We start from the raw sequence: 24,207 nt of genomic DNA, 5'->3' as shown, positions 1-24,207 counted from the left end.
TTGATCGAAGTGAGACCGTCGGGAGGACGAGTGACTCAGATCCTCCGCTCGGATGCGCAGGACAACCGCGACCGCATCCTGGCGGCGGCGCGCACCCTCTTCTCGGAGCGCGGACTCGACGTCGGGATGCGGGAGGTCGCCCGCCACGCCGAGGTCGGCCCGGCGACGCTCTACCGCCGGTTCCCCACGAAGCAGTCGCTCATCGACGAGGCGTTCCAGGTCGAGATGCGGACGTGCCGCGCGGTCGTCGAGGAGGGCTGCGCCGATCCCGATCCATGGCACGGCTTCACGTCGGTCATCGAGCGCCTGACCGCGCTCGACGTGCGGAACCGGGGTTTCGTCGACGCCTTCCTGTCGATCGCGCACAGCTCCGCAGCCTTCGCGCAGCACCGCCGGGAGTTGCTCGGGATGCTGGACGGTCTCGCGACGCGGGCGAAGGCGCAGGGTCGACTGCGCCCCGACTTCGTCGTCGACGACCTGGTGCTCATGCTGCTCGCCGGCCGCGGCCTAGGGTCCGTGTCGCTCTCGCGGCGGGATGCGGCGGCACGCCGCTTCGCGGGTCTCGCCATCGACGCCTTCCGGGCCGACCGCGCCGTCTCCGCCGGCTGACCGCGGGCGCTCAGCCGGCGGTGCTGCGGATCCCGTCGAGCTGGAGGTCGAGGTAGCGGCGCCAGTCGCCGCTTCCGGACATGTTGGCCATGGCTCCGCGGGTGATCAGGATGAAGTCGTCGGGCCGGAAGTCGGGGCGCAGCAGCCCGACGTCGACGGCGCGCTGCACGACCCGGTCGACGATCTCCGAGAACGCGTGCTTCTCGGCGGTGATGTCGGCCCAGGTCGGCTCCTCCGGGCTGAGGATGGCGAAGCGGAACGCGGCGTCGGGCTGCGCCGATTCGAGGTAGCCGACGAGGAGGGTCTCGAAGGCCGCCCACGGATCATCGAGCTGTTCGGCCGCCCGGGCGAGTTCGGTGACCGCCGCGAACCGGCGCGCGATGATGGCGGCCCGCAGCGCCCGCTTGTCGGCGAAATGCCGGTAGAGCGTCCCGACGCCGAGCCCCGCCCGCGCGGCGATCTCATCCATCTGCACGTTGTCGCCGTGGCGTGCGAACAGGTCGCTGGCCGCGTCGAGGACGGCTTCACGGTTGCGCCGGGCGTCGGCGCGCAGCGAGCGTTCCGGTGCGGTCATGATCCCTCACTGTAGTTGACGTCAGGGAGGCGTCGGGGCTACATTCGGAACCGGAATTCAGGTTCATCTTATGGAGGTCTCATGATCGTCGTCACCACTCCCACCGGCCGGATCGGCAGCCGGCTCGTCACCCTGCTGCTTGAGCGGAGCAGCGACGTCCGCGTCATCGTGCGGAACGCATCCCAGCTCGACGACGCCGTCCGCACCCGCGTCGAGGTGGTGGAGGGATCGCACGCAGACCCGGCCGTCCTCGACGCGGCCCTGCCCGGCGCGGACGCGCTGTTCTGGCTCGTTCCGCCGAACCCGGCGGCACCGAGCGCCGAGGAGCACTACCTCGCCTTCGCGCGCGCCGCTTCCGCCGCCATCCGTCGTCACGGAGTCGGCCGCGTGGTCGGGGTCACCAGCGCCGGACACGACTTCCGGGAGCCGGCCGGCGTGCTGTCCGCGGCGTTCGCGATGGATGCGGAACTCGCCCGGTCCGGCGCGGCCTACCGGGCGTTGTCCCTGCCGTTCTACATGGAGAACCTGCTCGGGCAGGCCGACGCGATCGTGCGCCGCGGGGCCTTCTCGCTCACGTTCGCCGCCGATCAGCCGCTCGCCATGGTCGCGACCCGCGACATCGCCGAACGCGCGGCGGACCTGCTCACCGATCCCACCTGGCACGGGCAGGAGAATCTTCCGCTGTTCAGCCCGGACCGCCTCGCGCCCGACGCGATCGCCCGGGTGATGAGCGAGGAGCTGGAACGCCCGGTCTCCTACGAGCCGATCGCGATGGACGACTTCGCCGCGCTCCTGCGGTCCCGAGGGGCGAGCGAGCGGGCGATCACCGACACGATCGAGATGTTCGCCGCACAGGATGCCGGCATCTACGACGCGGACTGGGCGACGGCCGAGATCGCCCCCACCGACTTCCGTACCTGGTGCCGCGAGGTGCTGCGCCCGGCGGTGGAACGAACCGCTGCGACGGTGGGCGCGAAATAATCGGGGGATGGACTCCTACTTCCAGCGCATCGACGACACCCGTTTCCGCCCGACCGTCGATGCGGGGGGAGCCTGGAACGACGGCGAGATCCACTTCAGCCCGCTCGGCGGCCTCATCGTGCACGCGATGGACCGCCACCGCGCCGACCGCGACGCGGCTCCGCTCTCGCTCGCGCGGGTGAGCTTCGACATCCTCGGCTTCCTCGCCGCCGACGTGTGCGACATCGCCGTGGAGACCATCCGTCCCGGCCGGACCATCGAACTGGTGGAGGCGACCGTCGTCATCGCGGGCCGTACCGCTGTGCTCGCGCGGGCCTGGTACACCGTCGACGGCGACACCAGCGAGGTGGCGGGAGGCGAGCCGGAGCGGATCGCCGTTCCCGGTCCCGACCGGCGCTGGCCGATGACGGAGACCTGGCCCGGCGGCTACGTGGCCTCGCTCGAGATGCGGGCGGCCGAGGACCCGCGCCCGGGCCGCGCGACCGCGTGGCTGCGCACCGATCGGGCGATCGTCGCCGGTGAGGAGGCCAGCCCCCACGCCGCCTTCATCGCGCTGGTCGACACAGCGAACGGAATCGCCGTGCGCCGGCATCCTACCGAGTGGATGTTCCCCAACCTCGACCTGACCATCCACCTGTTCGCGCATCCGACAGGGGAGTGGGTCGGCCTCGACACGACCGTCACCTTCGGGTCGACCGGGCAGGGCCTCACCAGCACCGCGCTCCATGACGTGTCCGGGCCGGTCGGCCGGGCGGAGCAGGTCCTCACCGTCCGGCCGCTGACCGGACGCGCCTAGGCCGGCTCAGTCGAGCACGGCGAGGGCGTCGATCTCCACCAGCATCTCCGCGCGGGGGAGCCCGGTGAACACCGTGGTGCGCGCCGGCAGAACGCCCGAGCGGACGCGCGAGGAGAGGAACTCGCCGTACGCCTCGTTCATCGCCGCGAAGTCGTCGCGCGTGGTCAGGTAGACGCGCAGCATCATCACGTCGTCGAAGGTCGCGCCGCCGGCCGTGAGGATCGCCTCCACGTTCTGCAGGGTCCGGATCGTCTGGCCCTTCACGTCTCCCTCGTGCACGTACGCGTTGGTGGCGGGGTCGACGGCCCCCTGCCCCGAGACCTGGAGGAACGGACCGCGCCGCACCCCCTGCGAGAAGACGTGCGCGGGGGCGGGGGCCTCGGCGGTGAAGACGGCGATGCGTTCGGACATGGCTTCCTTTCGAAGGGGGTGGCTGCGGTCAGGCGGCGCGGGCGCCCAGCTCCGCGGAGACGCGCCCGGCCGCGGCCTGGAGCGCCGGGAGGAGCTCGACGACGCCCTCGTACGGGAGGACGACGTTCGGAACGGAGATCGAGATGGCGGCGACGACACGACCGTCGGGGCCGCGCACGGGCGCGCCGACGCAGTTCATGAACGTCTCATGCTCCTCGTGGTCTTGCGCCCAGCCCCGTCGCACGCTGCGCTCGACCTCGGCGAGCAGGGCCTCGGGCGTGGTGATCGTCCGGTCGGTGAAGCGCTCGAAGTCGAGGCCGGCGACGACCGCGCGGCGCTCCGGGGCATCCAGTCCTCCCAGCAGCACTTTGCCGACCGCGGTCGCGTGCAGGGCGGCGGGGAGGCCGATCCGCGAGTACATGCGGAGCGGTTGCCGCGACTCGACCTTGTCGACGTAGGTCGCGACGCCGTCGTCGTAGGTCGCGAGGTGCACGGTCTGCCCGGTCTCGGCGGCGAGTGCCCGGAGCTCCGGGCCGGCGGCGCCGCGCACATCCAGCGCATCCAGTGCACCGGAGGCGAGGGCGAGCACGGCCGGGCCGATCCGATACCGGTGGTGGCTGTCGCGGCCGACGAAGCCGCGCTGCTCCATCGTCTGGAGCAGGCGCAGGACCGTCGTCTTGTGGACGCCGAGCTCCGTGGCGAGCGGGTCGAGGGTGGTGGTGCCCCGGGCGATGAGCCCGAGGACGTCGAGTGCGCGGCCGAGCGACTGGCTCACGACGACACGATCCAGGGAATCGCGCCCGGACCGACGGACCAGCTCGCCCACTCGTCGTCGGACGCGCGCACGATCCTGTCGCGTTCCGCCTCGTTCGGGACGGCGGGCGGGCGGTCTCCGCGGCTGGTGAGGGTCAGCGCCGCCAGCGCGTGTCCGAGGCGGAGGCTGGCGGCGTCGTCGCGTCCCTCCGCGATTCCGCAGAGGAAGCCGGCAGCGAACGCGTCGCCGGCGCCGACGGGCTCCACCACGTCCACGGTGAGGCACGGGACGTGCACCTCCACGCCATTTCGCCGGTGGACGGACGCGCGACGGACGTCGTCCTTCACGACGATGGTGTCCAGCCGGGGATGCGCAGCGAAGAGCCGACCGGCGTCGCCGTGCCCGAAGTACGCCTCGGCCTCGTCGCGACCGACGAAGAGGAGGTCGGCCTGGCCGACCAGGGCGGTCAGCGCGGAGGTGTCGCCGTCGCTCCAGAGCTGAGGGCGGAAGTTGAGGTCCACGCTGAGCCGGGTGTTCGCACCGAGCGCCTGCCGCAAGCCCGAGACGGCGTCGGCCGCAGTGGGGGACAGCGCCGCCGTGATGCCCGAGGTGTGCACGAGTTCGGCCCGGGCGAGGAGGGCGGCGACGGGCGGAGCGGCCACGGTGTCCGGCGACAGGGCAGAGGCCGCGGATCCGCTGCGGTGATAGTGCATCCGGGTGCGGACGCCCTCCGCGGCCCGGATCGTCTCCTTGATGTAGAGCCCCGTCGGGCGGGTGGGATCGAGTTCGACGGCGGACGTGTCGACTCCCGCCTCGTCCGCGACACGACGGATGCGCTCGCCGAACCCGTCGGTTCCGAGCCGCGACACCCACGACGTGGGCACGCCGAGGCGCGCGAGGCTGGTCGCGACGTTGAACTCCGCGCCGCCGACGTCGGAGCCGAAGGTGCTCGCGTCGGCCAGCGATTGCTGCGCGTCCGGATAGAGGACCACCATCGCCTCGCCGATCGTGACCTGGAGACCGGCGCTTCGCATGCGGTGTGCCCTTCCTCGATCGACGGACTCCATGCTAGACAGGGATGCACACAAGACGCAATGACCGTTGCATATCGTGCAACCAGCGAGGGAGGCCTGTGCCGGACTTCAAAGGGATGCCCCTCGGTGGGCCACCCGCCGCCATCGACACCCTCGCGGCAGATCGCCCGTCGTTGTCCGACTTCCCGACCCCTCTCGTCACCCTCAGCGAGGATGCGCTCGCACACAACGTCCGGACGATGGCGGCCTGGTGCGCCTCCGCGCGAGTAGGACTGGCGCCGCACGGCAAGACCACCATGAGCCGGGTGCTGTGGCAACGGCAGCTGGATGCGGGCGCCTGGGGGATCACGGTCGCAACGCCCTGGCAGGCGTCGGTGGCGCTCGACTGGGGCGTCCCGCGCATCCTGCTGGCCAACGAGCTCGTTCAGCCGGCGGCGATCCGCGCTCTCGCCCCGTACGCCGCCCGGCTGACCGTCTGGGCCGACTCGGTGCGTGCCGTGGAACTTCTCGCGGGCGTGCTGGACGAGGTGGATGCTCCCGTGCCGCTGGCGGTGCTGGTCGAGCTGGGAAGCGCGGGAGGCCGGACCGGGGCACGTGGCGTCGACGCGGCTCTCGAGGTCGCGCGTGCCATCGCCGCTGCTCCCACGCTGCGGCTGGCCGGGGTCGGCGGGTACGAGGGTGCGCTGGCCCACGATGCATCGACGTCATCGCTCGACCGTGTCCGGTCGTACCTCGCCGAGATGGTGCGGCTGCACGAGGAACTGGATGCGCAGGATCTCTACCCGGCGGAGGGCCCGGTGCTGCTCACCGCCGGTGGCAGTGCGTACTTCGACGATGTCGCGGCGGTCCTGGCTCCGCTCCGCGCCCCGGAGGGCGAGCACGGGCGGCCGGTCGATGTGGTGCTCCGGTCCGGCGCGTACATCACCCATGACGACGGCTTCTACCGCGGCATCACACCGTTCTCCCGTGGTGGCTCCGGCGAGCGGCTCCGCTCCGCGATCCACGGCTGGGCGACGGTCCTGTCGCGGCCGGAACCGGGCCTCGTCCTGGTGGATGCCGGCAAGCGCGACCTGCCCTACGACGAGGGCCTTCCGGAGGTTCAGGCTGTGCGGCCGCTGCGCGGAGGCCCCGCTGCCCCCGTAGAGGGAGCGGAGGTGACCGCCATGAACGATCAGCACACGTTCATCCGGGTCCCCGCCGACGCGCTCGTCGAGGTGGGCGATGTCGTCCGGCTGGGCCTGTCGCATCCCTGCACCGCGTTCGACAAGTGGCGCGCGCTGCCGCTCGTGGACGACGCGCTCGCCGACGACCCGCGGGTCATCGGGCTGATCGAGACCTTCTTCGGCTAGGAGTCCTGATGCTCATCCCCACCCTCGAGCGCGACCGCGCGCTCGCCGTCGTCCGCGCACCACGCGTCGACGACCCGGCAGCCCTGTGCCGCGCGCTAGCGGCGGGCGGCATCCGCACGGTCGAGTTCACGTTCACGACGCCGGGCGTCGAAGCGGTGATCGCCGAGGCGGTCCGCGGTGCCGACGACGTGATCGTCGGCGCCGGCACGGTGACGGATGCGCGCTCGGCCGAGGCGGCGGTCGCGGCCGGTGCGCAGTTCCTCGTCACGCCCGGCATCAGCGAGGGCGCGGCGGGGGTCGCGCGCGAGGCGGGCATCCCGATCCTGCTCGGCGCGCTGACGCCGTCGGAGGTGATGCGCGCGCTGGCGTTCGGAGCCGCCGCGGTCAAGATCTTCCCGGCCGGCCTCGTCGGTCCTGCCTACCTCACCGACCTGCGGGGCCCGTTCCCGGGTGTGCCCGTCGTGCCGTCCGGCGGCCTCGATGCCGCCAATGCGGCCGACTGGATGCGCGCGGGCGCCCTCGCCGTCACGGCCGGCTCCAGCGTGGTTGGCGCCGCGCTGGTCGAGGCCGCCGACTGGGCGACCGTGACCGCGCGGGCGCGGGAGTTCTCGACGGCGGCGCTGAGCGCGTGAGCGGCATCCTCCTCCGCGACGCCCTGATCCTGGACGGTTCCGGACGCCCGGGCGTCGTCGGCGACCTCCTGGTCGAGAACGGGCGGATCGCCGGGGTGGGAGGCCGCATCCATGCCGGGGACGCCCGCATCGTCGCTGCGGACGGACTGGCCGTCGCTCCCGGATTCATCGACATGCACGCGCATTCGGACCTCGCGGTCCTCACCGATCCGGAGCATCGGGCGAAGACGACGCAGGGGGTCACCACCGAGGTCCTCGGGCAGGACGGACTCTCCTACGCACCCGCCACCGAACGGACGCGGGGGATCCTGCGCGAACAGCTCGCCGGCTGGAACGGCCTGCCCTCCGGCAGCGACGTCGGCTGGCGCCGTGCCGCCGACTACCTGGATGAACTGGACCGGCATCCACTCGCGGTGAACGCCGCCTACCTGCTTCCCCACGGCACCATTCGGATGAACGTTATCGGAACGGAGGGTCGGCCGCCGACGGCGGAGGAGCTCGAGACGATGCGCGCGGAGGTGGACCGGGGGATGCGCGACGGCGCCTTCGGGCTGTCGGCGGGACTGTCGTACGTGCCGGGGATGTTCGCGAGTACGGATGAACTCGTCGCCCTGTGCTCGGTCGTCGCCCGCCACGGCGGCTTCTTCGCGCCGCACCAGCGGTCGTACGGAGCGGGCGCGCTCGACGGCTACGCCGAGATGATCGACATCGCCGCACGGTCGGGGAGCGCCCTGCATCTCACGCACGCCACCATGAACTTCGACGTGAACCGGGGTCGAGCGGGCGAGCTGCTCGACCTGGTCGACCGGGCGGTGGCCGCCGGCGCCGACGTGACGCTCGACAGCTACCCCTACCTCCCCGGGTCGACGACGCTCGCCGCGCTCCTGCCGAGCTGGGTGCAGACCGACGGCCCGGAGGCCACCCTGCAGAGACTGCGCGATCGGGAGGTGCGGGTCCGGATCGCTCACGAGCTCGACACGACCGGGAGCGATGGGAGCCACGGTGTCCCGGTGGACTGGGCGGCCGTGCAGGTGGCCGGCGTGCGGGACGGATCGCTCGCCGACCGGGTCGGCCGCACCATCGCCGATCTCGCTCGCGACGCCGGTCTTCCGCCCGGGGAGGTGTACGTCGACCTGCTGGAGCGGGACCGCCTGGGGACGACCATCCTGCATCACGTGGGCGACGAGCAGAACGTCCGCGCGGTCATGCGCCACTCCCGCCACACTGCGGGCAGCGACGGGATCCTCGTCGGCGACCGGCCGCATCCCCGCGCCTGGGGCACCTTCCCGCGCTACTTGGGCCATTATGTGCGGGAGGAGGGCGTGCTGACCCTCGAGGAGGCGATCGTGCACCTCTCGGCACGACCGGCTCGTCGGCTCGGACTCGAGGACCGCGGCCGCATCGCGCCGGGCTTCGTCGCAGACCTCGTCCTGTTCGATCCGGATCGGGTCGCCGACGCCGCCACGTTCGACGATCCGCGGCGCCCTGCGGAGGGCATCCCGTGGGTCCTCGTCGCCGGCGAACCGGTGATCGAGGATGGCGAGCGGACGCTCGCGACCCCCGGCCGCGCGCTCCGTCGCGGCGCGGGACGTTGCTAACCGCGCCGTGAAGGGATAACGTGAGCGGCGCTCAAATGCAATGGCCCAGCGGCCGTCGCATCCATCAGCTCCAGAACCATCTGCTTCAGAAGGAGACCACCGTGAGTGATTCCAACCTGCCCCCGAGTTACCCCGCCTCGTCGTCGCCGGCCCCTGCCGCCGGCGGTCCGGTCACCCCTCCGCAGCAGGTGAACATCGCGTTCTGGCTGTACATCGTCGGTGCGGCCCTGAGCCTCATCTCGCTCATCGTCTCGTTGGCCACGGTCGGTTCGCTGAAGGATCAGATCCAGCGTCAGCTCGCCGCGCAGGGCCAGCAGGTCCCCGCCGGCGCCGTGGACGCCGGCGTGGCGGTCTCCGTCACGCTCGCGGTCATCTTCAGCATCCTCTTCATCGCCGCCTACGTGCTCTTCGCCTTCTTCATGCGTCGCGGCGCGAACTGGGCGCGCATCGTCCTCCTGGTCGTGACCGTGCTGTCGCTGTTCGAAGTCCTCGGCGGCTTCGGCCTCGGCGCCGCCCGCTTCGTGGTCGGCGTCATCGCCACCATCCTGATCTTCCTGAAGCCCGCGAACGACTACTTCCGCGAGGTCAAGGCGAGCAAGCAGCTGCGGGCCTGACCGCCGCTGCCTCACGGGGCCCAGCGGGACGCGTTCACGCGCATCCGCTGGGCCCTTCGTCGTTCGCGGCCGGGTCCGGCGCCCGCGCGCACGGTCTCGCTAGAGTCGACGGATGAACCGCACCGACCGGCTGTACGCCATCGTGGAGGCGCTTCGCGCCGTGGCGCCGCGCCCGCTCAGTGCGCGGCGGCTGGCCGAGCGGTTCGAGGTCAGCACCCGCACCATCGAGCGCGACCTGTCGTCGCTTCAGCAGACCGGCGTCCCCATCTGGGCGGAGCCCGGCCGGACCGGCGGCTACTGCCTCGACACCGCGCACACGCTCCCTCCGCTGGGGCTGACGGTCGAGGAGGCGCTCGCCGTCACGATCGGGCTCGGGATGCTCGCGTCCAGCCCGTTCGGAGCCGAAGCGTCAGCGGCGCTCGGCAAAGTGCTCGCGGTGATGGACGGCAGCAGGGCTGAGGAGACGCGGGCGCTCGCGGCGCGCGTCCACCTGCTCCAGGGCGACCCGCCCGCGCCTGCGCCCATCGGGTTCTCGGACGCCCTGCGCGCCGGGACGGTGCTCCGCCTCCGCTACCGCGATCGGGCGGGCGTCGAGACGGAACGCGAGGTCGAGCCGCAGGGATACGTCGGCCGGGACGGGACCTGGTACTTGATCGCCTGGTGCCGCACGCGCGGTGCCATCCGGGCGTTCCGCGGCGATCGCATCGTCGCCGCCGAGCCGACGGGCGAGAGGCCGCCGCGGCGGGAGCTCACGGCCGCCGACCTCGACATCCCGTACGGAGACCTGCGCCCGATACTCGGACCCTGAATCCTGGAAACACCGACAGGACGCTGTCGCCGGGGCACGCGACCATGGTTCTGCGCGGGTCGAGCGGCCCGGGCGGAGAGGTTCACCATGGCTTTCAGCTCGATCAGGATCATCACCCACGACGTCGATCGACTCGTGCAGTTCTACGAACTCGTCACCGGGAAGACGGCGTCCCGTCCCGCCCCGGTGTTCGCCGAGTTCCGGGAGGGAACGGTGGCGCTCGCCATCGCCGACGTCGCGACGGTCGCCATGCTCGGCGACGACGCTCCCCGGCCATCGCGTGGCGGACCGGCCATCGTCGAGTTCGAGGTGGACGACGTCGACGGCGAGTTCGACCGCCTGCGGGACGCGCTCACAGACATCGTGCTGGAGCCGACGACGATGCCGTGGGGCAACCGCTCCACGCTGTTCCGCGACCCCGACGGCACCCTCGTCAACCTGTTCGCGCGCCCGCAGCCCGCTCCCTGAGCGAGGGCTCGGGAGCGGGCGGGGAGGCGGAGCCGGTTACGGGAGGGCGACCACTTTGCCGCGCAGCGTGCCGGCGGCGGCCTGCTCGTGGATGCTGCGAAGCTCGGCGAGCGGCACGCGCCGGGCGACGTCGACCCGGAGGTCGCCGCTGTCCACGAGGGAGACGAGCTCGGCGAGCTGCTCCGCGTCGCTCCGCACGAAGACGACCACGCTGCGGACATTCCGCTCCGCGTCGTCGGGGGCGGCCATCCACGCGGTCGTGCTGACCACCACGCCACCGTCGCGCACCCGTGCGACCAGGGCCGCGAACTCGTCGGGCTCCAGCGGGGCCAGGTTGAGGAGGACGTCGACCGGTTCGTCGACCGCGTCGAGCACCGAGCGTGCGGTGTGGTCGATGACCTCATCCGCGCCCGCCTCACGGACGGTCGCGCTGCTGCGCGGGCTCGCTGTGGCGATGACGTACGCGCCGGCACGCTTGGCGAGCTGCACCGCGTAGCCGCCGACGGCCCCGCCCGCACCCGTGATGAGGATGCGCTGGCCCGACGTGAGTCCCGCGTCGTCGAACAGCGCCTGCCGCGCGGTCAGGGCGACGGAAGGCAGGGCGGCCGCATCCGCCAGAGGGATGGAGTGCGGCGCCCGGGCGAGCACCTCGGCGGGGGCGATGGCGTATTCGGCCGCCGAGCCGTCGGCGGTCATCGGCAGGAACCCGACGACCTCGTCGCCGACGGCGAGGCCCTCGACTCCCGCGCCCAGCGCGTCGACCGTGCCCGAGACGTCGTAGCCGGGGATGTGCGGCAGCGTGATCGGGATCGGCAGGCTGCCCGCGCGGATGCCGTTGTCGGCGGGACTGAACGCCGAGCCGGCGACGCGGAGCCGCACCTCGCCCGCGACCGGGACGGGGAGTTCGGCTTCCTCGTAGCGGAGCACGTCGGGTCCGCCGGTCTCGTGGAAACGGATTGCCTTCATGGTCATGACTTCCTCTCAGATGGTCGCGGCACCCGTCCTCGGCGTCGCACTCTCATCAAGCGGAGGAAATCATCCGTTTATTCCCCGATATCGGGAGAGATCCCGCGCAGGAAGATCGCCCGCTGCTCCTCGGCGGCCCGCGGCCAGTCGGAGACGTTCGGCATGGGCTGCGCGAGCATGGCCCCGAAGCGGACAACGGTGCCCGCGTCGACCTCCCGCCGCACGGAGCCGTCGGCATGGCCGCGCGCGACGATGGCGGCCATCGTCCGCTGCATCCGCCCCCGCAGCTCCGCCGACTCCGTCCCCTCGGTCATTGGGCCGCCGTGTAGGGGGAGGACCAACTGGTCGCGGTGCTCGAACGACTGCCGCAGGAAGCGGGCGATCGCATCCCGACCCGTCTCGCCCGACGCGAGCGCGTCCTCCGCCTCGGCGAGGATGAGGCGGTAGGCGCGCACCGCCATCGCCTCGAGCAGCGCCTCCCGGTTCGGGTACCGGCGGTACAGGGTGCCGATGCCGACCCCGGCGTCGGCCGCGATCTTCTCGAGCGGGACGAACCTGCCCTCGGCCAGGCCCGAGCGGACGGCCGCGGCGATTAGCCGGTCGGCGTTCTCCGCCGCATCCCTTCTCAGCTTCTTCGGTTCGCTGCCCGCCATGACCTGCCCTCGGATCCACTCGACGTCGTCGCCCCACGATAGTTGCTCGAGGGCCGTCGAGCTGCGCGCGTCAGACCCGCCCGGCGAAGCGGTAGCGGAAGCCCGTTCCCGTCCCCGCGGTCACGACGACGTCGTAGTAGCCCCACTCGTCGACCGGCCAGTCGACCGATCGGGATCCGCGCGGCGGCACCGTGACCTGCTCTGCGTGGTCGGTGAAGTCGTTCCCCACCAGGCAGAACCGGACGGCCGCTCCACCCTCGTTCGTGAGCGTGAGGCGGAGGCTGCGCGACCCGACCGCACCGACGGCGGCCGTCGCGTGCGGTATGCCGATGTCGCGGCGGTCGCCGCGCACGACGGTTCCGGCGAACCGGCGCAGGAAGCGGTCGGGACCATAGACGCTGACGTCGTACAGGCCGTCGGTCGCCGCCGCGTCCCACACCCAGTCCGCGGTCGCACCGGCCGCCAGCGTGTGCGGGTCGGCCTGGAAGGGCAGCGCGATGTTCGGGAAGACCTGGTGGTTGACGCCCACCGTGCCCTGGTTGCGCATGGTCAGGGTGACCCGGCCGCTCGTGCGGTCGACCGCGACGTCGGCGCTCTGCCGGTAGGGGAGCGTCCGGTGGCGGGGCGCGCCCGCATCCTGTCCCGGCATGGACTGGGCGCCGACCGCCGGTACGGCCACGGGCGGCTTGCTGCGGTCCGCGTCCGCCGCGGCGACCAGCTGCTGCGTCTGCGCGAGGCCGGGCACGACGTCCGTCCCCGGGATGCTGAAGTCGGGATGCGCGAAGTCGAAGCAGCTCAGCAGGTCGCCCGAGACGGTCCGCCGCCACTGCGAGATGTTGGGCTCCGTGACCCCGGTGATCGCCTCCAGGAACCGGATGATCGACGTGTGGTCCGAGGTCTGCGAGTTGACCCATCCGCCGCGCGACCACGGCGAGACGACCGTGAGCGGCACGCGGGAGCCGAACCCGATGGGCAGGCCGTTGACGAACTCGTCCGCGGTCCCCGCCTCCGGGAACGGCGGCAGCACGTGGTCGAAGTAGCCGTCGTTCTCGTCGTAGTTGATGAGCAGGACGGTCGAGGCCCAGGTCTCCGGATTGCTGAACAGCGCCTGCACGACGGCGTTCGTGTAGTGCGCGCCGTAGTCGGGGCTGGCCGACGGGTGCTCGCACCAGCCGTACGGGGCGACGACGTACGAGACGGTGGGGAGCGAGTTCGTCGCGCAGTCCCGGCCGAAGTCGGACAGCAGGTAGGTGACGTCGAGCCCGCGCCCGGAGTCGGCCTTCCAGCCGTCGTGCAGCCCGCCGTTGAGCGCGAGCTGCCGCGTCGCCGGATCGGAGGAGGCCAGCGCGTCGTGGTACTGCTGGAACAGCCAGAGCGGGTTGTCGCCGTAGTCGCCGACGTACGGGTGGCTGCCGCTGTCGCCGACCTCGTCGTTGGCGTAGGTCTTCCAGCTCACGCCCGCCGCCTGAAGCCGTTCGGCGTAGGTGCCCCAGCGGTACACCGGGTTGTAGTCGGCCGGGTTGTCGATGGCCGGGCCGCCGAGACCGCCCGCCGGGTTGATCATCCCGGACCACTGGTACAGGCGGTTGGGCGTCGTCGGGCCGTTGAGCGAGCAGTGGTAGTCGTCGCACACGGTGAAGGCGCTGGCGAGGGCGTGCTGGTAGGGGATGTCGTCGCGGGTGAAGTAGCCCATGGTCTGCTCGCCCTTGGCGGCGACCCAGCGGTTCCAGGCGCCCTTGTTCCACGCGGTGTGCCCGCCGCTCCAGCTGTGATCGAGACCGCCCGCGTTCTGCGAGTTGTACTTCGTCGAGTCCATGCGGAACGGCAGCATCACCTGCCCGTCGGCGCGCGATGCATCCGGCTGGTGGAAGATGTCCCCGCCTCCGGGGTACTCCAGGATCTGCTTGTCGGCGAACCCGCGGACGCCCGGGAGGGTGCCGTAGTAGTGGTCGAACGACCGGTTCTCCTGCATCAGGACCACCACGTGCTTGATGTCCTTATAGGTGCCGGTGAGTTTCGCGGCCGCGGCGGCGGGGAGGGCGGCCCGGCCGGCGGTCCCGTAGGCGACACCGGCCATGATCGCCGCGGCGCCGCCGAGGAGGAGCGTCCGGCGGCTCACCCCACGCGGGACGGAGCTGACGTACGCGGCGTTCTCGTCGAGCGGCGGCGCCGCATCGAACGTGACTTCGGGCGCGTGGCGCTCCGGCTTGGATCGGCTCATGGGTTCGCTTCCTCCGGGTGTGCGTTCGGTTCTGCTGCTGCGATGCCGGAGGGAGTGGATGCGTCCATCCGGCGGCGGATCAGGATCGTCAGGGCGCCGATCACGACGGCCGCCATCGCGAGGCCGGCCATCACCAGGCCGAGCACGTCGCCGGTGCGGGCCAGCGCTCCGGGCAGGCCGGTGTGCGGGGCGGTGGTGCTCGTGCCCGGGTCGGCAGGCGCGGCTCCGCCTCCGCTGCCCGCCCCGCCTCCGCCGGCCGGGGGCGCTGCGAGCACGATGGTCGCCTCCACCGCCGCCCGATCCGATACCCAGCGGTTGGCGTTCGACGGCGATGCCTGCGGGAAGCCGTCGATGACGAGGTTGGCGTCCCGCACGGTCATCGCTCCGGCGACGTACGCGTAGTCGAGCCGGTCGAGGAGGGCTGGTCGTGCCGCCGCCGCACTCGCGGTGCCGCCGAGGATGCCGGCCGTCGCGCCGGGGTCGGCGGCGGTGTCCGTCCGGGCTGTGCGGAACGCATCCACCAGGCCGGCCGCGTGGAGCTCCGACGTGACCGGCCAGGCCACCGGGCCCGCTGCGCAGTTCGCTGCCGAGGCCGCGCCGGCCCAGTCGACGTCCGACGGCGACTCCAGGTCGCCGAGCAGGAGCAGCCGGCCCTCCGGCGCCGAGGCATGGGCGGCGCGCGCGGCCCGGGCGATGGCCTGCGCCTGCGCGTACCGCGCGCTCGCCTTCTCGGCGGAGACGGCGGCCGCGGCTCCCTCGGTGCAGACCGCTGCCCGGTCGGGGCCGCCGGCGTCCAGGGCGACATCCCACACCGGCAGGTCCGTCTCGCCGATGGCGGCCGACACTGCGACGACGGCCCCGGCCGGCGCGGGGAGCGCGGTCAGGGGGAAGGGCGCGATCACGGCGAGGCCGGTTGGGTCTTCGACCACGTTCCAGCCGAGCCGCTGCGCCACCGCGGTGGCGGTCCCGCCGGTCTCCTGCAGCGCGATCAGGTCGAAGCGGTTGACGAGCACCGACCGCGCCAGCTTGCCGACGGCGTCGTCGACGTGGGTCCCGCCATCCCACATGCTCAGCGTCGCGGCGTGCACGGCCGGCGGTGCACCGGGTTCGCTGATCGGCAGCTCGATCGTCAGCGTTGCGGTCAGGCCGCTGGCCTCGGTGGCGAGCACCGTCAGCAACGGGGTCTGCGCCGGGATCGACGCGGGCGTCGTGCCCGCCACCGTCCCGTCGGGCGCGACCGCGAGCCAGTCCGGGCCGTTTTGTGCGGTGAACGTCGCCGCGGCGGGAGCTGCGCCGCGCACGCCGGTCCACATCCCGGCGATGGAGAAGCGCACGGCCGTCGACGGCGCGGCGGCAGGCCGGACGATGTCGTCGGTCAGGAAGTGGTCGACGGTCGGCTCCGTGGACCCGGTGAGCGGCGGTTCGGCCTTCAGGGCGAACGTGATGGGCGGTGCCAGGTTCACGTAGCCGTCGTCGTAGAGCAGGACGGCGGCGACGGTGTGGCCGCCGGTGAGCGCCCCCGCCGGGATCGTGACCGTCCCCGATGTCGCGTTCGGCACGTACGCCCAGGTGGTCGATGCTCCGTGCGACGCGCCGCCGCTCGGCGCCGTTGCGGGATCGTCGTAGATCCCGATCCAGTTCTTCGCGTTGGGGGTGGCGGTGGTGAACGAGAAGGTCAGCGGCTTCCCGGCCATCGGATCCCGTGTGAGGAGCGTCAGCGTCCCGCTATCGGTCGGTCCGGAGGCCGCTGGGGCGAGCCGGAAGACGACGGGCTGCGCGAGCCAGGTGTAGCCGTCGTCTGCGAGCAGGTACGCGATCACGTCGTGTCCCGACGTGAGTGCGCCCGCCGGGATGGTGACGGTGCCGGAGGTGCCAGACACGTATGACCACGCGGTCGAGCCGGCTCCGGGGTAGGTCTGGTTCAGCGGGGATTTCTTCGGGTCGTTGTAGATCGCGACCCAGTCGGTCCCGGACGCGTTCGCGTCACCGGTGGAGTAGGAGAACGTCAGGTCGCCGCCGACCCGCGGGGTCGCCGTCGTGAGGGCGAGCGAACCCCCGGTGGCGTACCCGACGTGGAAGGTGACGGGCTGCGCGAGCCAGGTGTAGCCGTCCGCGTACAGGAAGTACGCGACGAGGTCGTGGCCAGGAGTGAGCCCCGCGCTCGCGACCGTGACCGTGCCGCTGGAGGCCGGCGTCGTTGCGCTGACGTACGCCCAGTCGGTTGAGGAGCCGTGGCTCTTCTCGTCGGTCGGGCCGGTGGCAGGGTCGTTGTACACCGCGACCCAGTTCTTCGTGTTCGGCTTGTCCGTCGTGTACGAGAACGTGAGCGGATCGCCGGGCGCCGGCGTGGTGTTCGTGAGCGTCAGCGTCCCGTTCGGAGCGGGCGCCGCGGCGGCCGGCTGGGCGACGACGCCGAGTGCCGCCGTCGCAGCGACGACGGCGCCGATGAGGGCTGCGGCGACGGTCGACCGGGTGATCCTGCGCACGGGTGCTCCTTCGGGTGAGGCCGCGGGCGGGGCGGGATCCCGAACCCGCACCGCGCCCGTCGGCACAGGTCCCCACCCAACCGACCGCAGCGGTCGCGGACCCTGCGTGCTCGCGACGTACGGGTGAACGGCCGTCGAACCGGAGCCGTCCACCTGGCACCGTCTGCGCACTCAGCAGCGTGGCGTAGGGGCACGGACGCGCGGGATACCGGGGAGAGCGGTCACACTGGTCTGTACAAGTGTTTGCACCCGGGCGGACGCACGCGACCAGGATGAGCGGAAGGACCGAACATGCCGACGCTGTATCGAGAGATCGCCGAGGACCTGGGCGCGCGCATCCTCCAGGGCGAGTTCGGCGCGGGCACCTCGCTGCCGTCGGAGAACCGGATGGCGGAGACCTACGGCGTCGCCCGCGGCACCGTGCGGCGGGCGCTCGCCCTGTTGCGCGCCCGCGGCGACCTGACCTCGCGCCAGGGCTCCTCGTGGGTCGTCGCCGCGGCGCGCCAAGGGCAGGAGTTCGACGAGCTGCGCTCTTTCGCCCAGTGGGCACGGAGCAGGGGGATGACACCGGGCGGCCAGGTGGTGTCGCTCCAGACCGCGCCCGCCCGCGTCGCCGAACGCCGCCGCCTCCACCTCGACGAGGGGGACGAGGTGCTGCGGGTGGTCCGGCTCCGCACACTCGACGGCCGGCGCGTGATGCTCGAGCGGACCACGTACGCCACCTGGATGATCCCGATCATCCAGTCGCTCTCACCGCGCGAGGCCTCGGTCGTGCAGGTGCTCTTCGACCGCTTCGGGATCGTCACAGGCCAGGCCGACAACACGCTGGACGCGACCGCCGCGACGAGCGAGGACGCCCAGCTGCTCGGCGTGCGCCGTTCGTCCCCACTGCTCCGGCTTCGCCGGGAGAGCTCCGACGCCGGAGGCCGCCCGATCGAGTACGGCGAGGACCGCTACGTCCCCGGAACGGTCGCCTTCCAGGTGCACACCCGGCTCACCGCCGCGGCGATGCGGAGGATGGGCGGCTGAGTCGATCGGGGCTCGGGGATGATCGCAGGGCGAGCCGGTGCTAGGCTTCCGGCGTCCGTGCAGCAGATCGAGGAGGTGATACCCATGAACGAAACGACGTGGGTGCTCTTCTCTGAGGACACGGTCGGGCGATAGGTCGTCCGGGAGCGCCCTTCAGGCACTCCACGAAAGGCACGACCATGCACTTCGACTTCACTTCAGCACCACACCTCGTCGACGGCGTCACCGAGCGCCGATTCACCCTCGGCGGAATCCCGGGCATCCTGTGGGCGCCCGAATCCGCATCCTCCTCCGCGCCCGTCCCGCTGATCCTGCTGGGGCATCCCGGCGGCGTCGAGCAGATGTACCCGCGGCTCGTCGGGCGAGCGCGACAGGCCGCGGCCGACGGCTTCGCTTCGCTCACCATCGAGCTGCCCGGGACGGGCGACCGCCCCCCATCGGCGGTGACGGAGGAGGCGCGCGCCGACCTCCGTCGCACGCTCGCGGCGGGAGACCCGGTCGGCCCTGACCTCGTCGACCGTCTCGTGCTCCCGCTCGTCGAGGGCGCCGTCCCGGAATGGCGGTCGGCGGTGGATGCGGCTCTCGCACTGCCGGAGATCACCGGTCCGGTCGGGTACTCCGGCGGATTCATCTCGATCGGCGTCCGGCTGGCTCTCACCGAGCCACGGGTGGTCGCGGCCGGGCTCTTCGCCGGCAGCTACATCCCGTCCGTCATCCAGGAGGAGGCACGGCAGGTCACCATCCCGCTGCACGTGCTCCTGCAATGGGATGACGAGGGCAACGACCGGCAGGCGGCGCTCGACCTGTTCGACGCGTTCGGCTCGACGGAGAAGACGTTGCAGGCGAACCTCGGCGGCCACCGCGGTGTCCCCGCGTTCGCCGGCGAGGGCGCGGCCCGGTTCTTCGCCCGGCACCTGCGCTGACGACATCGGGCCACCCGCCGGAAGGCGGGTGGCCCGATCCTTCGCGTCGGCGGACGCTACGACTGGAGCCACTCCAGCAGGTCGGCGTTGATCGTCTCGGCCTGCGTGGTCGGCATCCCGTGCGGGAAGCCCGGGTACGACTTCAGCGTGCCGTTCTGGACGAGCTTCGCCGAGAGGGGGCCCGAGTCGGCGTACGGCACGATCTGGTCGTCCTCGCCGTGCATGACGAGGACGGGCACCGAGATCTTCTTGAGGTCCTCGGTGAAGTCGGTCTGCGAGAACGCGACGATCCCGTCGTAGTGCGCCTTCGCGCCGCCCATCATGCCCTGGCGCCACCAGTTCTCGATGATCGCCTCGGACGACTCCACGCCGGGGCGGTTGAAGCCGTAGAACGGGCCCGACGGCAGTGCCCGGTAGAACTCCGACCGGTTCTTGGCGAGCTGCGCCTGCAGGTCGTCGAAGACGCTCTTCGGCAGACCGCCGGGGTTGTTCTCGGTCTGCACCATGATCGGCGGCACAGCGCTGATCAGCACCGCCCGGGCGACGCGGTCCTCACCGTAGGTCGCGATGTAGTGAGCGACCTCGCCACCGCCGGTGGAGTGGCCGACGTGGATGGCGTCGTGCAGGTCGAGCGCCTCGACCACGGCCCGCAGGTCGGCGGCGTAGTGGTCCATGTCGTGCCCGTCGCCGGACTGCGTGGAACGGCCGTGGCCCCGGCGGTCGTGGGCGACGACGCGGTAGCCGTGCTGCAGGAAGAACAGCAGCTGGGTGTCCCAGTCGTCGGCCGAAAGCGGCCAGCCGTGGCTGAAGACGATGGGTTGACCGGTTCCCCAGTCCTTGTAGTAGATCTCGATGCCATCTGACGTGGTGACAGTGCCCATGGTTCCCTCCGGGAGTGGCGAAGCGGGGTGCTGTGGGACGGTGCTGCGGAACGTTCGGCGCGCTCTCAACCTAGCCGTCGGTACGGAGCGAGTGCCAGGGGCTGACGCGGGTACCGTGACGGGCGTGCAGACCTTCCTGCCCTATCCGTCTTTCGCCCGGAGCGTTCGCGTGCTCGACCGCGCGCGCATGGGGAAGCAGCGCGTCGAGGCGTTGCAGGTTCTGCGGGCGATCACCGTTCCCGGGTACGGCTGGCGCCACCATCCCGTCGCGAAGATGTGGCGTGGATACCTCCCCGCGCTGACGAAGTACGCGCTCGAGTCGACGGACGCGTGGATCGAGCAGGGCCACGCCGACACCGTGCGGCCGCAGGTACTGGCTTTCGCGCCGGAGGTCGAGGCGCTGTCGCAGGAGGAATTGGAGCTGCCGCCGTGGATCGGCGACCCGGACTTCCACCGCAGCCACCAGTCGAACCTGGTCCGCAAGGACGCCGAGTTCTACGGGCCGCTGTTTCCGGGGGTGCCCGACGATCTGCCCTACGTCTGGCCGGGGCCGACGCGGGAGTGAGCCAACGCACTGAGCCAACGCGCGACGAGGTTCGAATCGGTTCGATTCGCGCGCCCGTGTGAGAATTGACACGGCGAACGGCTGGAGGGGCGATGGCGGCGACGATCCGGGATGTGGCACGGGTCGCGGGGGTGACCCCGAGCACGGTGTCGTACGCGCTGTCCGGCAAGCGGGCCATCTCCGAGGAGACGCGGGAGCGCATCCAGCGGGCCATCGTGGAGCTCGACTTCACGCCCAACGCCGGCGCCCGCGCCCTGGCACTGTCGCAGACGAACGTGCTCGGGCTGTTCCTCCAGTTCCAGGAGGACGAGTTCGCGCCCGCGATGCTGCAGTACGTGCTGCCGGTGTCGACGACGGCACGCAATCACGGGTTCGACCTGCTGATGGTGACGGACCCGGACGTGGATGCGGCCATCCGCCGCACGACGTCGTCGGCGATGGTGGACGGAGTGGTCCTCCTCGACGTCACCTACGACGACCCGCGACTGGAACCGCTGCGGCAGACCCGCCAGCCGGCCGCACTCATCGGGTATGCGAAGAACGCCGAGGGCTTCGACGCGGTCGACCTCGACTTCGGCGAGGCGGCACGGAACGCTCTCGATCACCTGCACGGCCTCGGGCACAGGGAGGTCGTGCTCGTCACGCCGCCACGGCACGTCTCGGAGCGCGGTGGCTCGTACGCCTGGCGGTTCAGCGATGCGGCGGCGGAGCGGGCGGCGCGCCACGGCATGCAGCTGCACATCGTGGAGGGGGAGTCGCGCCAGCCCGCTCTCGGGCAGGCCGTCACGGCCGCGCTCGACCGGTATCCGTCCGCGACGGCTCTCGTCGTGCACAACGACGCAACGATCGCCGCGCTGCCGTCGCTGCTGCATGAGCGCGGGATCTCGGTGCCGGACGACCTCTCCGTCGTCGGCATGTTCTCCGCCGAGTTCGGGACGGCGTTCTCGCTGCCGTACACCTCCGTCGACACGCGTCCGGAGCTGCTGGGGGAGTGGGCGGTGTCCCGCCTCGTGGAGCGCATCGCCGATCCCGAGGGCGCCGAGGCGCCGCAGGTGCGCCTGATCGAGCCGGGGTTCGTCGACCGGGGCAGCACGCGCGCGGTCTGAGCCGCGCCACGCACATTCGTGCCGAATGTGCGTTTTGAGCGCTCCTTTCCGCACATTCGTGCCGAATCTCCGCCCGTCCCCGCGCGAGATTTGCGCCAAATCTCGGTTATCGCGGCCGCTTTCCCACGATTTGCGCCAAATCTCGGTAATAGCGGCGCGTTTCCCGCGATTTGCGCCAAATCTCGCGGGGCGGGGATGCGTCGAAGCGGTTCGGTGACGAGGTCAGGCACGCCCGGAGAGGGGGTATAACGGGCCGTCTGCGGCCTGAATCGGGGCGAGAATGTGCCGATTCGCGCGGGAGCGAAGCGGTTCGACTTGTGCAGCACGCGCGAGCGCGCTATCTTCATCGAAGCGGTTCGACAGCAGTCGGGCCGACGACTTCCCGATGGAGCGAAGGAGGGGCGCGATGGCCGTCACCATCACCGACGTGGCACGTGCAGCCGGCGTCTCCACGAGCACCGTCTCGTACGCCCTCTCCGGCAAGCGCTCCATCTCCCCTGACACCCGCCGCCGCATCGACGAGGCGATCACGAACCTCGGCTTCATCGTCAACGCGGGCGCCCGCGCGCTCGCCACCTCGCAGACGATGGTCATCGGCCTGCTCACCCAGTTCCACGCCGACGAGTTCGCCCCCGCCATGCTCGAGTACATCCTCCCGGTGTCCGACACGGCCCGCGAGCTCGGCTACGACATCCTGCTCGTCACCGAACTCGACAGCGTCGCCGCCCTGCGCCGGGTCACCAGCTCCGGGATGGTCGACGGCGTCGTCCTGCTCGACGTCGTCCACGAAGACCCGCGCCTGGCCACCCTCCGTGACGCCGCGCAGCCCGGAGCCCTGGTCGGCCTCCCGAAGCACACTGAGGGCCTCGACGTCTTCGACCTCGACTTCGGCGAGTCCGCCCGCATGCTGGTCGACCACCTGTACGCGCGCGGTCACCGCGAGATCATCGTCGTGTCGCCCCCGCTCCACGTCTTCGAGCGCGGCGGCGCCTACGGCTGGCGGTTCCGGGATGCGGCCCTCGAGCGCGCCGCCCGTTACGGCCTGCAGATGCACCCGTACTACGGCGAGGCGCGGCAGCCCGAGATCGGCCGGAGCATCAACGCCATGCTCGACGCCCGGCCGACCGCCACCGCGCTCATCGTGCACAACGACGCGACGATCGCGGCGCTGCCCTCGGTGCTCACCGCACGCGGCGTCAGCACGCCCGACGACCTCTCGGTCGTCAGCCTCTACGCGAAGGACTTCGGCCGAGCGTTCTCCCTGCCGTACACGGCAGTCGAGAGCTCACCCGATGAGCTGGGCCGCTCCGCGGTCCGGCAGCTCGTCCGGCGGATCACCTCACCCGATCTCGCCGGTCCGGCGGTGACGAGATTCGTCGCCCCCGAAATAACCGACCGTGGGAGCACCCGATGAACCGCCCCACGCAGCACGCTCAGCGCCCCCGGCCGGACTCGCCCCAGTGCACGATTCAAGGAGGAATACTGTGATCACCAAGAAGACCTCGCGCCTGCTCGGCGCAGCGGTCGTCGCCGCGGCGGTCGTCGCCGGCGTCGCCGCCTGCTCGGGCTCGGGCTCCGGCTCGAGCGGAAGCGCCGGAGGCACCTACACGTTCTGGGATCCGTACCCGCAGTTCGACGCATCGGCCGACTGGACGAAGCTCGTCGAGCAGTGCGGAACGGAGGCCGGAGTCACCGTGAAGCGCACCGGCTACGACACCAGCGACCTGACCAACAAGGCGCTGCTCGCCGGCCAGCAGGGCAGCTCCCCCGACCTGCTGCTCGTCGACAACCCGGTCGTCTCGACGCTGGCCGAGGCCGGCATCCTGACCACCACGTCGGAGAACAAGCTCGACACGTCCGACATCCAGAAGAACATCCTGGCTGCCGGTCAGCTCGACGGGAAGACGTACGGCGTACCGATCGGGGCCAACACCCTGGCGCTCTACTACAACAAGGCCGTGCTGTCGGCCGCCGGTGTGGACGCGAGCTCGATCAAGGACTGGTCGACGCTCACCGACGCCCTCGCCAAGGTCACGGCCGCAGGCAAGAAGGGAATCACCTTCTCGGCGATCGGGACCGAGGAGGGCAGCTTCCAGTTCCTGCCGTGGTTCTGGGGCTCCGGCGCCAACCTGACGAAGCTGGACTCGGACAAGGCCGAGCAGGCGCTCTCGCTGTGGACGGACTGGGTGAAGAAGGGATACGCCCCCAACTCGGTCATCAACAACACGCAGACGACGTCGTGGCAGGAGTTCGCCACCGGTGACTTCGCGTTCGGTGAGAACGGCACCTGGCAGCTGGGCAACGTGAAGAAGGCCGGGATCGACTACGGCATCCTCAGCATCCCGGCGATGGATGGGGGAGCGGCTCCCGCTCCGACCGGCGGCGAGTTCATGACGCTCCCCGTGCAGAAGGACACCGCCCGCTACGCCACCTCGAAGAAGATCGCCGAGTGCCTCACCAGCACGAAGAGCTTCGTGAAGACCGACACCACGCTCTCCTACATCGCCCCCACGGAGGCGGCGCAGAAGGAGCAGGTCGCCGCGAACCCGGAGTTGCAGCCGTGGGTCGACGCCGTCGCCGCAGCGAAGGGCCGCACCAGCGACGACCTCGGCACGAAGTACCCGAAGATCTCCAAGGAGCTCTGGACCGCGGTCCAGAACGCCCTCAGCGGAGCGCAGTCGCCCGCGGACGCCCTGAAGGCGGCCCAGACGGCAGCGGCCGCAGCCACCAAGTAACCCGAGCACGACCA

24 protein-coding genes are annotated in these 24,207 nt (G+C 71.5%); 15 read left to right on the top strand and 9 right to left on the bottom strand.

What is annotated here, in order from left to right; all coding sequences use genetic code 11:
• Positions 1-30 precede the first annotated feature (30 nt).
• The gene (locus tag BLR91_RS15585; RefSeq protein WP_089880431.1) at positions 31-609 is read left to right on the top strand and encodes a TetR/AcrR family transcriptional regulator; all 579 of its coding nucleotides are present in this window, start codon (positions 31-33) and stop codon (positions 607-609) included.
• 10 nt (positions 610-619) lie between these two features.
• On the opposite strand, the gene BLR91_RS15580 is transcribed toward BLR91_RS15585, so the two are convergent.
• On the bottom strand, positions 620-1,183 hold the full coding sequence (locus BLR91_RS15580; RefSeq protein ID WP_089880435.1) for a TetR/AcrR family transcriptional regulator: 564 nt from the start codon (positions 1,181-1,183) through the stop codon (positions 620-622).
• 81 nt (positions 1,184-1,264) lie between these two features.
• Here BLR91_RS15580 and BLR91_RS15575 point away from each other — a divergent pair, with 81 nt between their 5' ends.
• Complete coding sequence (locus BLR91_RS15575) at positions 1,265-2,164, top strand: NAD(P)H-binding protein (protein WP_089880438.1); 900 nt, start codon at positions 1,265-1,267, stop codon at positions 2,162-2,164.
• Between the two features lie 7 nt (positions 2,165-2,171).
• The gene (locus tag BLR91_RS15570) at positions 2,172-2,960 is read left to right on the top strand and encodes a thioesterase family protein (protein ID WP_089880442.1); all 789 of its coding nucleotides are present in this window, start codon (positions 2,172-2,174) and stop codon (positions 2,958-2,960) included.
• Positions 2,961-2,966: 6 nt separating this feature from the next.
• On the opposite strand, the gene BLR91_RS15565 is transcribed toward BLR91_RS15570, so the two are convergent.
• From BLR91_RS15565 to BLR91_RS15555, 3 genes are read right to left on the bottom strand one after another with little or no spacing between them, the layout of a single operon-like run.
• Positions 2,967-3,371, bottom strand: a complete 405-nt coding sequence (locus tag BLR91_RS15565; RefSeq protein ID WP_020075776.1) for a RidA family protein — start codon at positions 3,369-3,371, stop codon at positions 2,967-2,969.
• 28 nt (positions 3,372-3,399) lie between these two features.
• Entirely contained in the window at positions 3,400-4,146 is a 747-nt protein-coding gene (locus BLR91_RS15560; RefSeq protein ID WP_231918947.1) for an IclR family transcriptional regulator, read from the bottom strand.
• On the bottom strand, positions 4,143-5,159 hold the full coding sequence (locus BLR91_RS15555; protein ID WP_089880449.1) for a sugar kinase: 1,017 nt from the start codon (positions 5,157-5,159) through the stop codon (positions 4,143-4,145). Before BLR91_RS15555 ends, BLR91_RS15560 begins: the two co-directional genes overlap by 4 nt.
• A gap of 98 nt (positions 5,160-5,257) precedes the next feature.
• On the opposite strand from BLR91_RS15555, the gene BLR91_RS15550 reads away from it, so the two are divergent.
• The 6 genes from BLR91_RS15550 to BLR91_RS15525 all read left to right on the top strand — a co-directional run bounded on the left by BLR91_RS15550 (position 5,258) and on the right by BLR91_RS15525 (position 10,628).
• A complete protein-coding gene (locus tag BLR91_RS15550) occupies positions 5,258-6,508 on the top strand; it encodes an alanine racemase (protein ID WP_089880451.1) in 1,251 nt (416 codons plus the stop codon).
• 8 nt (positions 6,509-6,516) lie between these two features.
• Complete coding sequence (locus BLR91_RS15545; RefSeq protein WP_089880454.1) at positions 6,517-7,140, top strand: bifunctional 4-hydroxy-2-oxoglutarate aldolase/2-dehydro-3-deoxy-phosphogluconate aldolase; 624 nt, start codon at positions 6,517-6,519, stop codon at positions 7,138-7,140.
• Positions 7,137-8,738, top strand: a complete 1,602-nt coding sequence (locus BLR91_RS15540; protein WP_089880457.1) for an N-acyl-D-amino-acid deacylase family protein — start codon at positions 7,137-7,139, stop codon at positions 8,736-8,738. The genes BLR91_RS15545 and BLR91_RS15540 overlap by 4 nt, the downstream gene beginning before the upstream one ends.
• A 101-nt stretch (positions 8,739-8,839) precedes the next feature.
• Positions 8,840-9,352 carry a hypothetical protein gene (locus BLR91_RS15535; protein WP_089881764.1) on the top strand — a complete coding sequence of 171 codons (513 nt, stop codon included), beginning with the start codon at positions 8,840-8,842 and terminating at the stop codon, positions 9,350-9,352.
• A 112-nt stretch (positions 9,353-9,464) separates the two neighbouring features.
• The gene (locus BLR91_RS15530) at positions 9,465-10,160 is read left to right on the top strand and encodes a helix-turn-helix transcriptional regulator (protein ID WP_089880460.1); all 696 of its coding nucleotides are present in this window, start codon (positions 9,465-9,467) and stop codon (positions 10,158-10,160) included.
• Positions 10,161-10,247: 87 nt separating this feature from the next.
• Positions 10,248-10,628, top strand: coding sequence for a VOC family protein (locus BLR91_RS15525; protein ID WP_089880464.1), 381 nt, complete (start codon positions 10,248-10,250; stop codon positions 10,626-10,628).
• Positions 10,629-10,664: 36 nt separating this feature from the next.
• Here BLR91_RS15525 and BLR91_RS15520 read toward each other — a convergent pair whose 3' ends face one another.
• The 4 genes from BLR91_RS15520 to BLR91_RS15505 form a co-directional block, all read right to left on the bottom strand.
• On the bottom strand, positions 10,665-11,600 hold the full coding sequence (locus tag BLR91_RS15520) for an NADP-dependent oxidoreductase (protein ID WP_089880467.1): 936 nt from the start codon (positions 11,598-11,600) through the stop codon (positions 10,665-10,667).
• A 71-nt stretch (positions 11,601-11,671) separates the two neighbouring features.
• Positions 11,672-12,247, bottom strand: coding sequence for a TetR/AcrR family transcriptional regulator (locus BLR91_RS15515; RefSeq protein ID WP_089880470.1), 576 nt, complete (start codon positions 12,245-12,247; stop codon positions 11,672-11,674).
• Positions 12,248-12,317: 70 nt separating this feature from the next.
• On the bottom strand, positions 12,318-14,468 hold the full coding sequence (locus BLR91_RS15510) for a phosphocholine-specific phospholipase C (RefSeq protein WP_089880473.1): 2,151 nt from the start codon (positions 14,466-14,468) through the stop codon (positions 12,318-12,320).
• Positions 14,465-16,954: a hypothetical protein gene (locus BLR91_RS15505; protein ID WP_089880476.1), complete on the bottom strand. Its 2,490-nt coding sequence runs from the start codon at positions 16,952-16,954 to the stop codon at positions 14,465-14,467. The genes BLR91_RS15510 and BLR91_RS15505 overlap by 4 nt, the downstream gene beginning before the upstream one ends.
• Before the next feature lie 291 nt (positions 16,955-17,245).
• Here BLR91_RS15505 and BLR91_RS15500 point away from each other — a divergent pair, with 291 nt between their 5' ends.
• Positions 17,246-17,983 carry a GntR family transcriptional regulator gene (locus tag BLR91_RS15500; RefSeq protein WP_089880479.1) on the top strand — a complete coding sequence of 246 codons (738 nt, stop codon included), beginning with the start codon at positions 17,246-17,248 and terminating at the stop codon, positions 17,981-17,983.
• A 179-nt stretch (positions 17,984-18,162) separates the two neighbouring features.
• Positions 18,163-18,906, top strand: coding sequence for an alpha/beta hydrolase (locus BLR91_RS15495; protein ID WP_089880482.1), 744 nt, complete (start codon positions 18,163-18,165; stop codon positions 18,904-18,906).
• Positions 18,907-18,962: 56 nt separating this feature from the next.
• On the opposite strand, the gene BLR91_RS15490 is transcribed toward BLR91_RS15495, so the two are convergent.
• Positions 18,963-19,787, bottom strand: a complete 825-nt coding sequence (locus tag BLR91_RS15490; RefSeq protein WP_089880485.1) for an alpha/beta fold hydrolase — start codon at positions 19,785-19,787, stop codon at positions 18,963-18,965.
• 124 nt (positions 19,788-19,911) lie between these two features.
• On the opposite strand from BLR91_RS15490, the gene BLR91_RS15485 reads away from it, so the two are divergent.
• The 4 genes from BLR91_RS15485 to BLR91_RS15470 all read left to right on the top strand — a co-directional run bounded on the left by BLR91_RS15485 (position 19,912) and on the right by BLR91_RS15470 (position 24,193).
• Positions 19,912-20,352, top strand: coding sequence for an MSMEG_6728 family protein (locus BLR91_RS15485; RefSeq protein WP_231918946.1), 441 nt, complete (start codon positions 19,912-19,914; stop codon positions 20,350-20,352).
• A gap of 92 nt (positions 20,353-20,444) precedes the next feature.
• Positions 20,445-21,458, top strand: coding sequence for a LacI family DNA-binding transcriptional regulator (locus tag BLR91_RS15480; protein WP_020075758.1), 1,014 nt, complete (start codon positions 20,445-20,447; stop codon positions 21,456-21,458).
• Positions 21,459-21,864: 406 nt separating this feature from the next.
• Entirely contained in the window at positions 21,865-22,872 is a 1,008-nt protein-coding gene (locus BLR91_RS15475; protein WP_018189608.1) for a LacI family DNA-binding transcriptional regulator, read from the top strand.
• A 70-nt stretch (positions 22,873-22,942) separates the two neighbouring features.
• Positions 22,943-24,193 (top strand): sugar ABC transporter substrate-binding protein, encoded by a 1,251-nt coding sequence (locus BLR91_RS15470; RefSeq protein ID WP_020075757.1) that lies wholly within the window; start codon positions 22,943-22,945, stop codon positions 24,191-24,193.
• Positions 24,194-24,207 lie beyond the last annotated feature (14 nt).

It is taken from the genome of Leifsonia sp. 466MF (assembly GCF_900100265.1).
Classification (GTDB): domain Bacteria; phylum Actinomycetota; class Actinomycetes; order Actinomycetales; family Microbacteriaceae; genus Leifsonia.
Note: the sequence above shows the minus strand (reverse complement) of the source record. Positions and strands in the feature narration are given on the sequence as shown.

Excerpts from the sequence above, each read along its gene's own strand:
- BLR91_RS15520 (WP_089880467.1), bottom strand. The coding sequence starts at position 11,600 with ATGACCATGAAGGCAATCCGTTTCCACGAGACCGGCGGACCCGACGTG.
- BLR91_RS15490 (WP_089880485.1), bottom strand. The coding sequence starts at position 19,787 with ATGGGCACTGTCACCACGTCAGATGGCATCGAGATCTACTACAAGGAC.
- BLR91_RS15570 (WP_089880442.1), top strand. The coding sequence starts at position 2,172 with ATGGACTCCTACTTCCAGCGCATCGACGACACCCGTTTCCGCCCGACC.
- BLR91_RS15525 (WP_089880464.1), top strand. The coding sequence starts at position 10,248 with ATGGCTTTCAGCTCGATCAGGATCATCACCCACGACGTCGATCGACTC.
- BLR91_RS15555 (WP_089880449.1), bottom strand. The coding sequence starts at position 5,159 with ATGCGAAGCGCCGGTCTCCAGGTCACGATCGGCGAGGCGATGGTGGTC.
- BLR91_RS15500 (WP_089880479.1), top strand. The coding sequence starts at position 17,246 with ATGCCGACGCTGTATCGAGAGATCGCCGAGGACCTGGGCGCGCGCATC.
- BLR91_RS15580 (WP_089880435.1), bottom strand. The coding sequence starts at position 1,183 with ATGACCGCACCGGAACGCTCGCTGCGCGCCGACGCCCGGCGCAACCGT.
- BLR91_RS15480 (WP_020075758.1), top strand. The coding sequence starts at position 20,445 with ATGGCGGCGACGATCCGGGATGTGGCACGGGTCGCGGGGGTGACCCCG.
- BLR91_RS15475 (WP_018189608.1), top strand. The coding sequence starts at position 21,865 with ATGGCCGTCACCATCACCGACGTGGCACGTGCAGCCGGCGTCTCCACG.
- BLR91_RS15515 (WP_089880470.1), bottom strand. The coding sequence starts at position 12,247 with ATGGCGGGCAGCGAACCGAAGAAGCTGAGAAGGGATGCGGCGGAGAAC.
- BLR91_RS15545 (WP_089880454.1), top strand. The coding sequence starts at position 6,517 with ATGCTCATCCCCACCCTCGAGCGCGACCGCGCGCTCGCCGTCGTCCGC.
- BLR91_RS15575 (WP_089880438.1), top strand. The coding sequence starts at position 1,265 with ATGATCGTCGTCACCACTCCCACCGGCCGGATCGGCAGCCGGCTCGTC.
- BLR91_RS15510 (WP_089880473.1), bottom strand. The coding sequence starts at position 14,468 with ATGAGCCGATCCAAGCCGGAGCGCCACGCGCCCGAAGTCACGTTCGAT.
- BLR91_RS15530 (WP_089880460.1), top strand. The coding sequence starts at position 9,465 with ATGAACCGCACCGACCGGCTGTACGCCATCGTGGAGGCGCTTCGCGCC.
- BLR91_RS15495 (WP_089880482.1), top strand. The coding sequence starts at position 18,163 with ATGCACTTCGACTTCACTTCAGCACCACACCTCGTCGACGGCGTCACC.
- BLR91_RS15565 (WP_020075776.1), bottom strand. The coding sequence starts at position 3,371 with ATGTCCGAACGCATCGCCGTCTTCACCGCCGAGGCCCCCGCCCCCGCG.